The organism is Agrobacterium sp. B1(2019) (assembly GCF_008274755.1).
GTDB lineage: Bacteria > Pseudomonadota > Alphaproteobacteria > Rhizobiales > Rhizobiaceae > Agrobacterium > Agrobacterium salinitolerans.
The window spans coordinates 2703987-2716555 of sequence record NZ_VTPB01000001.1 but is presented as its reverse complement, the minus strand read 5'-3'; the positions used below and the strand labels follow the sequence as shown (position 1 = coordinate 2716555).

Below are 12569 nucleotides of genomic sequence, written 5' to 3'. Positions count from 1 at the left end.
AATTTTAGCCAATGGGGCTAATCGAAGTGCGACAATTTGGCTGCCGGTTTGGCGCGGTGAAATTGAATTGAAGCTCAAGAGGAAGCATTCGATGTCTCGCAAAAAGATTGCACTTATTGGTTCTGGCATGATCGGCGGCACGCTGGCGCATCTGGCCAGCCTGAAGGAACTGGGCGATATCGTCCTCTTCGATATTGCCGACGGTATCCCGCAGGGCAAAGGTCTGGATATTGCCCAGTCCGGCCCGGTTGAAGGCTTCAACGCAAAGCTCACCGGTGCTTCCGATTACGCCGCCATCGAAGGCGCTGACGTCTGCATCGTCACCGCAGGTGTTGCCCGCAAGCCTGGCATGAGCCGCGACGATCTCCTCGGCATCAACCTCAAGGTCATGGAACAGGTCGGCGCCGGCATCAAGAAGTACGCGCCGAACGCTTTCGTCATCTGCATCACCAACCCGCTCGACGCCATGGTGTGGGCGCTGCAGAAGTTCTCCGGCCTGCCGAAGAACAAGGTTGTCGGCATGGCCGGTGTTCTCGACAGCGCGCGCTTCCGCCTCTTCCTCGCTGAAGAATTCAACGTTTCGGTTGAAGACGTTACCGCTTTCGTTCTCGGCGGTCACGGCGACACCATGGTGCCGCTCGCCCGTTACTCCACGGTTGCCGGCGTTCCGCTGACCGACCTCGTGAAGATGGGCTGGCTGACGGCAGAGCGTCTCGAGCAGATCATCCAGCGCACCCGTGACGGCGGCGCTGAAATCGTTGGCCTCTTGAAGACCGGCTCGGCCTATTATGCTCCGGCTGCATCGGCAATCGAAATGGCTGAATCCTACCTCAAGGACAAGAAGCGCGTTCTGCCCGCCGCTGCCCACCTTTCGGGCCAGTATGGCGTCGACGACATGTATGTCGGCGTTCCCACCATCATCGGTGCAGGCGGTATCGAGCGCATCATTGAGATCGAACTCAACAAGGAAGAAGAAGCCGCCTTCCAGAAATCCGTCGGTGCCGTCGCCGGGCTTTGCGAAGCTTGCGTCAACATCGCTCCGTCGCTGAAGTAATAGCCTCAAGCGGCTCCAAACAGGGATTATTCCATGAATATTCACGAATATCAGGCCAAGGCTCTTCTGAAGGGCTACGGCGCGCCGGTCGCTGAAGGCGTTGCCATTCTCAAGGTTGAAGAAGCAGAAGCTGCCGCAAAGCAGCTTCCCGGCCCACTTTACGTCGTCAAGAGCCAGATCCATGCTGGCGGCCGCGGTAAGGGCAAGTTCAAGGAACTCGGCCCGGACGCCAAGGGCGGTGTTCGTCTGGCGAAGTCCATCGAAGAGGTTGTTTCCCACGCCAAGGACATGCTCGGCAACACGCTGGTAACGGCGCAGACGGGCGATGCCGGCAAGCAGGTTAACCGCCTCTATATCGAAGACGGCGCTGATATCGCGCGCGAACTCTACTGCTCGCTGCTGGTAGACCGTTCGGTCGGCCAGGTTGCTTTCGTGGTTTCCACTGAAGGCGGCATGGACATCGAAGCTGTCGCTCACGACACACCTGAGAAGATCCACACCATCGCCATCAACCCTGAAAAGGGCGTTTCCGATGCCGACGTTGCTGCGATCTCCAAGGCGCTTGAGCTCGACGGTGTTGCTGCCGAAGACGCCAAGTCGCTCTTCCCGATCCTCTACAAGGCCTTCAGCGAGAAGGACATGGCTCTTCTCGAGATCAACCCGCTGATCGTCATGGAAAATGGCCATCTGCGCGTTCTCGACGCCAAGGTTTCCTTCGATGGCAACGCCATGTTCCGCCATGACGACGTCAAGGCGCTGCGCGACGAGACCGAAGAAGACGCCAAGGAAATCGAAGCCTCCAAGTGGGACCTCGCTTACGTGGCGCTCGACGGCAACATCGGCTGCATGGTCAATGGTGCTGGCCTTGCCATGGCGACGATGGACATCATCAAGCTTTACGGCAAGGAGCCGGCAAACTTCTGCGACGTCGGCGGTGGCGCCGGCAAGGAGAAGGTTGCGGCAGCCTTCAAGATCATCACTGCCGACCCGAAGGTCGAGGGCATCCTCGTCAACATCTTCGGCGGCATCATGAAGTGCGACGTTATCGCCGAGGGCGTCATCGCCGCGGTGAAGGAAGTCGGTTTGCAGGTTCCGCTCGTTGTTCGCCTCGAAGGCACCAACGTCGAACTCGGCAAGAAGCTTCTGAACGAATCGGGCCTTGCGATTACGGCTGCTGACGATCTGGACGACGCAGCCAAGAAGATCGTCGCGGCGATCAACGGCTAATTGAGGGACCGGAAATAATGTCTATTCTCGTTAATAAAGACACCAAGATCCTCGTTCAGGGTCTGACCGGCAAGACCGGCACCTTCCACACCGAACAGGCGCTTGCCTATTACGGCACGCAGATGGTCGGCGGTATCCATCCGAAGAAGGGTGGCGAAACCTGGACCGGTTCCAAGGGCGAAAGCCTGCCGATCTTCGCAACGGTTGCCGAAGCCAAGGAAAAGACCGGCGCAGACGCGTCCGTGATCTACGTTCCGCCGGCAGGTGCAGCAGACGCGATCATCGAAGCCATCGATGCGGAAATTCCCTTCATCACCTGCATCACCGAAGGCATCCCGGTCATGGACATGGTCCGCGTCAAGGCTCGTCTCGACCGTTCGAAGTCCCGCCTGCTCGGCCCGAACTGCCCCGGCATCCTGACGCCGGAAGAATGCAAGATCGGCATCATGCCGGGCTCCATCTTCCGCAAGGGTTCGGTGGGTATCGTTTCGCGATCCGGCACGCTCACCTATGAAGCCGTATTCCAGACCTCCAACGAAGGCCTCGGCCAGACGACGGCTGTCGGCATCGGCGGCGACCCGGTCAAGGGCACCGAGTTCATCGACGTCCTGGAAATGTTCCTCGCTGACGACGCCACGCAGTCGATCATCATGATCGGCGAAATCGGTGGTTCGGCTGAAGAAGATGCAGCACAGTTCCTGATCGACGAAGCCAAGAAGGGCCGCAAGAAGCCGATGGCAGGCTTCATCGCGGGCCGTACGGCTCCGAAGGGTCGCACCATGGGCCACGCCGGCGCTGTTGTTTCCGGCGGCAAGGGCGATGCGGAATCCAAGATCGCTGCCATGGAAGCAGCGGGCATCAAGGTTTCGCCTTCCCCGGCGCGCCTCGGCAAGACGCTGGTTGAAGTCCTCAAGGGCTGAGACCACATGAAACGGTGACGGGCGGCGCGGCTTCAAGCTTGCGCTGCCCGATGCCGCAAGAACGACAGACAGACGGCATACCGCCCCGGCGGCAGACAGCAATAATCAAAGCGGCAGGCCGGTTGAACGGCCCTAACGGCATCGAGGAGGCGGACGGATAAGTCCGCAAGAACACAATGGCAAGGCAAGAAGCGAACGAGCAGTTTCAGATCACGTCGTTTCTGGACGGCGCGAATGCAGCCTATATCGAGCAGCTCTATGCCCGGTACGAAGAGGATCCCTCTTCCGTGTCGCCGGAGTGGCAGAGCTTCTTCAAGGCGTTGTCCGATAATCCGGAAGACGTGAAGAAGGCGGCCAAGGGCGCCTCCTGGAAGCGCGCCAACTGGCCGATCCCGGCAAATGGCGAACTGGTATCCGCACTCGACGGCAACTGGGCCACGGTCGAAAAGGCCATCGAAAAGAAGGTTCAGGCGAAAGCTGAGGCCAAGAGCGCCGACACCGGCAAGCCGGTCAGCGAAGCTGAAGTGCTGCAGGCGACCCGTGACAGTGTTCGCGCCATCATGATGATCCGCGCTTACCGCATGCGCGGCCACCTGCATGCCAAGCTCGACCCGCTCGGTATTGCCGTTGCCGTTGAGGATTACAACGAGCTTTCGCCGAAGTCCTACGGCTTCGAGGAAAGCGATTACGACCGCAAGATTTTCATCGATAACGTGCTCGGCCTCGAATATGCGACCGTGCGCGAGATGATCGATATTCTGGAGCGCACCTACTGCTCCACCATCGGTGTCGAATTCATGCACATGTCCAGCCCGGAAGAAAAAGGCTGGATTCAAGAGCGCATAGAAGGTCCGGACAAGGGCGTTGCCTTCACGGCCGAAGGCAAGAAGGCCATTCTGTCGAAGCTGGTCGAAGCCGAAGGCTACGAGCAGTTCCTCGACGTGCGTTTCAAGGGCACCAAGCGTTTCGGCCTTGATGGCGGGGAATCGCTGATCCCGGCGCTCGAGCAGATCATCAAGCGCGGCGGCCAGGAAGGTCTGGAAGAAGTCGTTCTCGGCATGGCCCACCGCGGTCGCCTGAACGTTCTGACCAACGTGATGGGCAAGCCGCATCGCGCCGTGTTCCACGAGTTCAAGGGCGGTTCGTTCAAGCCTGACGATGTCGAAGGTTCGGGTGACGTGAAGTACCACCTCGGCGCCTCCTCCGACCGCGAATTCGACGGCAACAAGGTTCACCTGTCGCTGACGGCCAACCCGTCGCACCTTGAGATCGTCAACCCCGTTGTCATGGGTAAGGCCCGCGCCAAGCAGGACCAGCTGGCCAAGGTATGGGACGGCGACATCATTCCGCTGTCTGAACGCGCCAAGGTGCTGCCGCTCCTGCTGCATGGCGATGCCGCTTTCGCGGGTCAGGGCGTGGTTGCCGAAATTCTAGGCCTTTCCGGTCTGCGCGGTCACCGCGTTGCCGGCACCATGCACTTCATCATCAACAACCAGATCGGCTTTACGACGAACCCGGCCTTCTCCCGTTCGTCGCCCTATCCGTCGGACGTTGCCAAGATGATCGAAGCGCCGATCTTCCACGTCAACGGTGACGATCCGGAAGCGGTTACCTATGCGGCCAAGGTTGCGACCGAATACCGTATGAAGTTCCACAAGCCTGTCGTCATCGACATGTTCTGTTACCGTCGCTTCGGCCATAACGAAGGCGATGAGCCGGCGTTCACGCAGCCGAAGATGTACAAGGTTATCCGTGGTCACAAGACGGTCGCGCGCATTTATGCCGACCGGCTGATCGCGGAAGGCCTGATCAGCGAAGGTGAATTCGAAAAGATGAAGGCCGACTGGCGCGCGCATCTCGAGCAGGAGTTCGAGGCAGGCCAGTCCTACAAGCCAAACAAGGCCGACTGGCTGGATGGCCAGTGGTCCGGCCTGCGCGCTGCCGACAATGCCGATGAGCAGCGTCGCGGCAAGACCGGTGTACCGATGAAGCAGCTCAAGGAAATCGGCAAGAAGCTGTCGACCATTCCGGAAGGCTTCAGCGCCCATCGCACGATCCAGCGCTTCATGGAAAACCGCTCGCAGATGGTCGAGACGGGCGAAGGCATCGACTGGGCAATGGCGGAAGCGCTTGCGTTCGGTTCGCTCGTTGCCGACGGCCACAAGATCCGTCTTTCCGGTCAGGATTGCGAACGCGGCACCTTCTCGCAGCGTCACTCTGTCCTCTACGATCAGGAGACCGAAGAGCGTTATATTCCGCTCGCCAACCTTTCGCCGACGCAGGCCCGTTACGAAGTCATCAACTCGATGCTTTCGGAAGAAGCCGTTCTCGGTTTCGAATACGGCTACTCGCTGGCCCGTCCGAACGCGCTGACCCTTTGGGAAGCCCAGTTCGGTGACTTCGCCAACGGCGCGCAGGTGGTGTTCGACCAGTTCATCTCTTCGGGTGAACGCAAGTGGCTGCGCATGTCCGGTCTCGTCTGCCTTCTGCCGCATGGCTACGAAGGTCAGGGTCCGGAGCACTCCTCCGCCCGTCTGGAGCGCTGGCTGCAGATGTGCGCCGAAGACAACATGCAGGTTGCCAACTGCACGACGCCGGCCAACTACTTCCACATTCTGCGCCGCCAGGTGAAGCGCGACTTCCGCAAGCCGCTGATCCTGATGACGCCGAAGTCGCTGCTGCGTCACAAGCGCGCCACCTCTTCGCTGGCCGAGCTTGCAGGCGAGTCCTCCTTCCACCGTCTCCTGTGGGACGATGCTGAAGTCATCAAGGACGGTCCGATCAAGCTGCAGAAGGATTCGAAGATCCGCCGCGTCGTCATGTGCACGGGCAAGGTCTATTACGATCTGCTCGAAGAGCGTGAAAAGCGTGGTATCGACGACATCTACCTGCTGCGTGTCGAACAGCTCTATCCGTTCCCGGCCAAGGCGCTCATCAACGAGCTGTCGCGCTTCCGCAATGCGGAAATGGTCTGGTGCCAGGAAGAGCCGAAGAACATGGGTGCGTGGTCGTTCATCGATCCTTACCTGGAATGGGTTCTGGCTCATATCGATGCCAAGTACCAGAAGGTCCGTTACACGGGCCGTCCGGCTGCCGCCTCTCCGGCGACCGGCCTGATGTCCAAGCACCTGGCGCAGCTTGCTGCGTTCCTGGAAGACGCGCTGGGAGAGTGAGAGCTCTCCCGCATCGCCCCGCAAAAAAGACACCCGAATAACGGAACTAGATCATGGCCACTGAAATCCGCGTACCAACCCTCGGCGAATCCGTCAGCGAAGCGACCGTCGGCACCTGGTTCAAGAAGGTCGGCGACACCGTCAAGGCCGACGAACCGCTCGTAGAACTGGAAACCGACAAGGTTACCGTCGAAGTTCCGGCGCCCGCCTCCGGCGTGCTGACCGAAATCGTTGCGCAGAATGGCGAGACCGTCGGTCTCGACGCGCTTCTCGGCCAGATCGCTGAAGGTGCTGCCGGCGCTGCGACCTCTGCACCTGCCGCAGAACCGGCAAAGCCTGCTGCTGCCGCAGCCCCCGCTCCGGCACCCGCCGCTTCTGCCGCCAGCGCCATGCCGCCGGCACCTGCCGCTGGCAAGCTGCTCGCTGAAAACAACCTGTCTGCCGATCAGGTCGACGGTTCGGGCAAGCGTGGCCAGGTTCTGAAGGGTGATGTGCTCGCTGCCGTCGCCAAGGGCGTTTCGGCACCTGCCGCCGCTCCGGCTCCGGTTGCTGCACCGCGTCCGGTGTCCGCCGAGCAGGATCAGGTTCGCGAAGAGCGCGTGAAGATGACCCGTCTGCGCCAGACGATCGCGCGTCGCCTGAAGGACGCGCAGAACACTGCCGCCATGCTGACCACCTATAATGAGGTGGACATGAGCGCCGTCATGGATCTGCGCAATCGTTACAAGGACGTGTTCGAGAAGAAGCATGGCGTCAAGCTCGGCTTCATGGGCTTCTTCACCAAGGCCGTGACCCACGCGCTGAAGGAACTGCCCGCCGTCAACGCTGAAATCGACGGTACGGACATCATCTACAAGAACTATTGTCACGTCGGCATGGCTGTCGGCACGGATAAGGGTCTTGTTGTTCCGGTTATCCGCGATGCCGACCAGCTTTCCATCGCCGGCGTCGAAAAGGAACTCGGCCGCCTCGCCAAGGCAGCGCGTGACGGTTCGCTTGGCATGGCCGACATGCAGGGCGGCACCTTCACCATCACCAATGGCGGTGTCTACGGTTCGCTGATGTCTTCGCCGATCCTCAATGCACCGCAGTCGGGGATCCTCGGCATGCACAAGATCCAGGAGCGTCCGGTCGCCATCGGCGGCCAGGTCGTCATCCGTCCGATGATGTATCTCGCGCTCTCCTACGATCACCGTATCGTTGACGGCAAGGAAGCCGTGACCTTCCTCGTTCGCGTGAAGGAAAGCCTCGAGGATCCGGAACGTCTGGTTCTCGATCTTTAATCGGTCTTGCTTTTCGTTTCGGCGGGGTTTCAATTGAAGCCCCGCTGAAAGACCACCCGGGAGAGCAGACGTGCAGCCGACATTTCTTGCCGCTTCGCCTTTTTTACCGCTTATCGGTCTAAGCGTTCTTCTTCTCGTCGTACATGTCCTCCTGCAGGGGATGACGGCGACCAGAGAGTTGGGGCGTGAATGGAATGCCGGTCCTAGAGACGGTGAGCAGAAGCCACAGGGCAAGTACTCTGGTCGCGCTTCGCGCGCATCGGCGAATTTCCGGGAGACCTATCCGGCTTTTGTGGCACTCGCCTTCGGCGTTATCATGGCGGGTGACCCATCCGGGTTAGCGCTTATTGGTGCGTGGCTGTGGTTGATCTGCCGCATCATCTATATTCCGCTCTATCTGGCAGGCGTGCCCTATATCCGGTCTTTCATCTGGTTGGGTTCGATGCTCGGGCTGGCGCTGATGTTTGTCGTGTTGATGTTCTGAGGCTGTCTGTGATGCACCAATATCTTATCGAACTGACATCTTTGATGGCTATCTTCGCTTTCGCAATTGTATCGCCGGGCGCCGATCTTGCGATGGTCATGCGTCAGGCCATGGTGCATGGGCGCAAGCGGGCCATCATCACCAGTTTCGGTGTCGGAACGTCGTTGATGTTCCACGTCACCTATACGATCCTCGGACTTGGCCTTATCATCTCCCAGTCGATCTACCTCTTTAACATCGTCAAATGGCTTGGCGTCGCCTATCTGATCTATATCGGCATCAAGGCCCTGCGCGCCGGCAAGACGGAGTTACCCGGCGTCGAGGGTGAGCCTGTTCAGGCAAAAAGCACCCAGACGGCGCTGAAGGCCTTCACGCTCGGCTTTGCCGCCAATGCGCTCAATCCCAAGCCGGTGTTTTTCTTCCTGTCGATCTTTTCGACGGTGGTTCACGCCCACACGCCGGTTACCATCAAATTCGGATACGGGCTTGTCATGGCAAGCTGCCTTATCCTGTGGTTCGTCGGCGTCAGCCTGTTCATGACGACACCACGCATGCGCGCCGCGTTTCAGCGCGCCAGCCAATGGATCGACCGCACCAGTGGTGTTGTCTTCATCGCTCTTGGTATAAAACTCGCAACGGAAAAAGCGGCCTGAGTTTCAGGTCAAACGGAAGCAGGGCGGTTCAAAATCCTGCCCGCAATCAATCAGGAACAGAAACATGGCATATGATGTAGTTGTAATCGGCACAGGCCCCGGGGGTTATGTTTGCGCGGTCAAGGCGGCACAGCTGGGCCTCAAGGTCGCTGTCATCGAAAAGCGCGCGACCTATGGTGGCACCTGCCTCAATGTCGGCTGCATCCCCTCCAAGGCATTGCTGCACGCCTCCGAAACGTTTGCGCATGTTGCCCATGGCATCGATACGCTCGGTATCGAAGTCGCCGCTCCGAAGCTGAACCTTGAAAAGATGATGGGCCACAAGGACGGCGTGGTGAAGGCCAATGTCGACGGCGTGTCCTTCCTGTTCAAGAAGAACAAGATCGATGCCTTCCAGGGCACGGGCAAGGTGGTTTCCGCCGGCAAGGTTTCCGTCACCAACGACAAGGGCGAGACACAGGAAATCGAAGCCAAGAACATCGTCATTGCAACAGGTTCCGACGTTGCCGGCATCCCGGGCGTTCAGGTCGATATCGATGAAAGCGTCATCGTGTCCTCCACCGGCGCGATCGCTCTTTCCAAGGTTCCGGAAAAGCTCATCGTTGTCGGCGGCGGCGTCATCGGCCTCGAGCTCGGTTCGGTCTGGTCGCGTCTCGGCGCGAAGGTTACCGTCGTTGAATATCTCGACACTATTCTCGGCGGCATGGATGGCGAAGTCTCCAAGCAGGCGCAGCGACTGCTTGCCAAGCAGGGTCTCGATTTCAAGCTCGGCGCCAAGGTGACGGCTGTTGAAAAGACCGCTGCCGGTGCAAAGGTGGTGTTCGAACCGGTCAAGGGCGGCGCTGCCGAAACGCTGGAAGCGAATGTCGTGCTGATCTCCACCGGCCGTAAGCCCTACACTGAAGGTCTCGGCCTTGCGGAAGCCGGCGTTGTGCTGGACAGCCGCGGTCGCGTCGAAATCGACGGTCATTATAAGACCAATGTTGACGGCATCTATGCGATCGGCGACGTGGTGAAAGGCCCGATGCTGGCGCACAAGGCGGAAGACGAGGGCGTTGCTCTCGCGGAAATCCTTGCCGGTCAGCATGGCCATGTGAATTATGACGTCATTCCGGCCGTTGTTTATACGCAGCCGGAAGTGGCTTCCGTCGGGAAGACTGAAGAGGAACTCAAGGCTGCCGGCGTCGCTTACAAGGTCGGCAAGTTCCCCTTCACCGCCAATGGCCGCGCCCGCGCCATGCAGGTGACGGATGGTTTCGTGAAAATCCTTGCCGACAAGGAAACCGACCGGGTTCTCGGCGGTCACATCGTCGGTTTCGGCGCTGGCGAAATGATCCACGAAATCACCGTGCTGATGGAATTCGGCGGCTCCTCGGAAGATCTCGGCCGCACCTGCCATGCGCATCCGACCATGTCGGAAGCCGTGAAGGAAGCGGCGCTGGCGACCTTCTTCAAGCCAATCCACATGTGATCGGTTTTTGGAGCCCGTTGCTCCATCATTAAATTTCAGTCATCTGCCAAACCCCGGCTTGCCATGCAGGCCGGGGTTTTCCATACTGCGCGCCGCAGCCTGTCTAAGCTTTTGATAAAAGGCAATAAAATGGCGTTTTCCAGTCAAGTTTCCTTCACTGTGCCGCAGCGTATCATTCATTGGTCGATGGCGCTTCTGATCTTCTTCAACCTGTTGTTTCCCGATGGCATGGAGCAAGCCTACCGGCTGATGCGGCGGGGTGAGACGTTGACACCGGATCAGATTTCTTCGGCCAATATTCATGCCTATGTCGGCTTTGCCATTCTGTTGCTTGCGGTTCTGCGTCTCTGTCTTCGTTTTTTCCAAGGCGTGCCGCCGCATCCGGCTGAAGAACCGCGTGTGTCGCAGATTGCAGCCAAGGTGGCCCATTTCACCTTCTATGTCCTGTTCTTCGTTCTGCCGCTTTCCGGCATCGCTGCTTATTACTTCGGTATCGCAACGGCAGGAGAGTTGCATTCCGGTCCCTTCAAGGCTGTGATGTGGGTACTGATTGTCGGCCATGTCGCCGCCGTTCTGGTTCACCAGGTCTATTGGCGTACCAATATTCTCAAGCGCATGACACACGGTTGAGCGGCGGTTTGTCGCGTTTTCGGTTCGCCGGAAAAAGGCGATGGTGCCCTTGCCGCAATGGGCGGCTGGGGTACAGAGATGCGAAACAGTGAAGACATATTGCCGGGCGCCGATTGGTGTGATCGATTTCAGGGCGAGATGATGAGGACGGGCATAACGTCGCTCGATGTGAGCAGGCTGCTTCTCGATCATCCGCCGCCGTGGATCCGCAGCCTAATGGCGCTTCGAAACCGCGTGGTAGCGCTTTTCGGATTGAGAATGGTAGAAATCGCGGCTGGCACATCGGCAGGCGGTTTTCCCGTCCTGTCATCCACGCCACAGCGGACTGTGCTCGGCTTCGACGACCGCCATCTCGATTTCCGGATCGTCGTAGATCTCGAAGAGAAGGAAAACCGCCAGCTGGTGAGTGTCACCACCATCGTCAGGCGCAAGAACCTGTTCGGCCGGCTTTATCTTCTTGTCGTCGGACCGTTTCACCGCCGCATCGTGCCGGCGACGATGCGGCCGTTCTGCGCCAATGTCCGGCCCGTCAGCATCGGGAATGAGCCGGTCAATCGACCCGCGTGAGGGTGAAGCCTTCCGCGCGCAGCAATTCGACGAGGCCTTCCTCGCCCGGCAGATGCAGTGCGCCAACGGCCATGAAAACATTGCCCTTGGCAAGTTCTGGTGCGGCCCGCTCCGCCATGACATGGTTGCGGTCGGTGATGATGCGCTGTTCGAAGGCGGCGTAGCCCTGTTCGCTTTCGGCCGCTGCCTTTTTGGGGTCCAGGCTTTTCAGCATGGGCATGGTCATGCCGATATCGCCGGCGACGTATAGATCGGTCATGGTTGTCATGATGTCATCCATCCGATCGCCCAGTTCGAGCGTTTCGATCAGCGCCTGAAGATGAAACTCCATCGGCAGCTCGGACATGGCCGTCAGCTGTTCCACCATGGCCTCCAGTCCGACAAGGTGTTTTCCGTCCGCAATGGCGTCTTCCGCCAGCTTCTTGTCGAGAAAGGAAAGGCCGGTGGCCTTACGGGCGAATTCACAGGCGGGAAGGGCGACGAAGCTCGAAAGCATCCACGGCTTCATGCGTGAAACGGCGTTCAACGGAATGCCGCGTTCCTTGAGGCCCTTTTCCAGACGCGTGACATTTTCCGGTGAGAGGATATCGGTGATCGATTTGCCATCCAGAAACATGGTGAGTTCAGGCTTGCTCAGCAGCGAGGCGGCGACCTTCTTGTCATCGACGATTTCGTCCGATTCCACGATCACCGTCGCGGCTTTTTCGAAGGCCGGGCTGGCAGCGGTTGGCATTTCCAGGACACGCGGATCGGTGACATGCATGGTGCCGAGAAGATAGGACGTGGGCGTTCCGGCCTTTTCGATGCGCCAGAAATTGCCCTTGCCGTTCGGGATAGCTGTCGCTTCCTGTTCGATCTTTGCGAAGGCCTGCGGATCGGTCTTGCGCATTTCCAAGAGAATGTCGCTGCCGGTGCAGGCGATCTGCTGCTGCGCGGCTTCTGCTTGCCCCAAAGAAAGCAAAGTCATGAGCAGGATTGCGACGGCGGTGACATGCAGGGCGGCAAGCAGCCACAGCAGGGCGTCGCCGGTCTTGCCCATCAGGGTTGCGGTGAAGTTTTGCGGTTTTATCAGGCTATTCATCGGTTCAATCCGGTTGTCGTTCGCTT

General features: G+C 59.2%; 11 protein-coding genes. 10 read left to right on the top strand and 1 reads right to left on the bottom strand.

Annotation, left to right across the window (positions count from 1 at the left end):
• Positions 1-91: 91 nt before the first annotated feature.
• The 10 genes from mdh to AGR1_RS13495 all read left to right on the top strand — a co-directional run bounded on the left by mdh (position 92) and on the right by AGR1_RS13495 (position 11462).
• A complete protein-coding gene (gene mdh, locus AGR1_RS13540; RefSeq protein WP_080792486.1) occupies positions 92-1054 on the top strand; it encodes a malate dehydrogenase in 963 nt (320 codons plus the stop codon).
• Between the two features lie 33 nt (positions 1055-1087).
• Positions 1088-2281: an ADP-forming succinate--CoA ligase subunit beta gene (sucC, locus tag AGR1_RS13535; protein WP_004443803.1), complete on the top strand. Its 1194-nt coding sequence runs from the start codon at positions 1088-1090 to the stop codon at positions 2279-2281.
• A 17-nt stretch (positions 2282-2298) separates the two neighbouring features.
• Positions 2299-3201, top strand: coding sequence for a succinate--CoA ligase subunit alpha (gene sucD, locus AGR1_RS13530; protein WP_003492390.1), 903 nt, complete (start codon positions 2299-2301; stop codon positions 3199-3201).
• Between the two features lie 176 nt (positions 3202-3377).
• Positions 3378-6374: a 2-oxoglutarate dehydrogenase E1 component gene (locus AGR1_RS13525; RefSeq protein WP_077985511.1), complete on the top strand. Its 2997-nt coding sequence runs from the start codon at positions 3378-3380 to the stop codon at positions 6372-6374.
• Positions 6375-6427: 53 nt separating this feature from the next.
• The gene (odhB, locus tag AGR1_RS13520; protein WP_149147122.1) at positions 6428-7657 is read left to right on the top strand and encodes a 2-oxoglutarate dehydrogenase complex dihydrolipoyllysine-residue succinyltransferase; all 1230 of its coding nucleotides are present in this window, start codon (positions 6428-6430) and stop codon (positions 7655-7657) included.
• Between the two features lie 70 nt (positions 7658-7727).
• Positions 7728-8141, top strand: a complete 414-nt coding sequence (locus AGR1_RS13515) for an MAPEG family protein (protein ID WP_149147121.1) — start codon at positions 7728-7730, stop codon at positions 8139-8141.
• An 11-nt stretch (positions 8142-8152) separates the two neighbouring features.
• Entirely contained in the window at positions 8153-8794 is a 642-nt protein-coding gene (locus AGR1_RS13510) for a LysE family translocator (protein WP_149147120.1), read from the top strand.
• Between the two features lie 64 nt (positions 8795-8858).
• On the top strand, positions 8859-10265 hold the full coding sequence (gene lpdA, locus AGR1_RS13505; RefSeq protein WP_149147119.1) for a dihydrolipoyl dehydrogenase: 1407 nt from the start codon (positions 8859-8861) through the stop codon (positions 10263-10265).
• Between the two features lie 129 nt (positions 10266-10394).
• Positions 10395-10895, top strand: coding sequence for a cytochrome b (locus AGR1_RS13500; protein ID WP_080793387.1), 501 nt, complete (start codon positions 10395-10397; stop codon positions 10893-10895).
• Positions 10896-10973: 78 nt separating this feature from the next.
• The gene (locus AGR1_RS13495) at positions 10974-11462 is read left to right on the top strand and encodes a DUF2867 domain-containing protein (protein ID WP_149147118.1); all 489 of its coding nucleotides are present in this window, start codon (positions 10974-10976) and stop codon (positions 11460-11462) included.
• Here the strand turns inward: AGR1_RS13495 and AGR1_RS13490 are convergent.
• Positions 11446-12543 (bottom strand): TraB/GumN family protein, encoded by a 1098-nt coding sequence (locus AGR1_RS13490; RefSeq protein WP_149147117.1) that lies wholly within the window; start codon positions 12541-12543, stop codon positions 11446-11448. The two genes, AGR1_RS13495 and AGR1_RS13490, sit on opposite strands and share 17 nt — an antisense overlap.
• Positions 12544-12569: the final 26 nt, after the last annotated feature.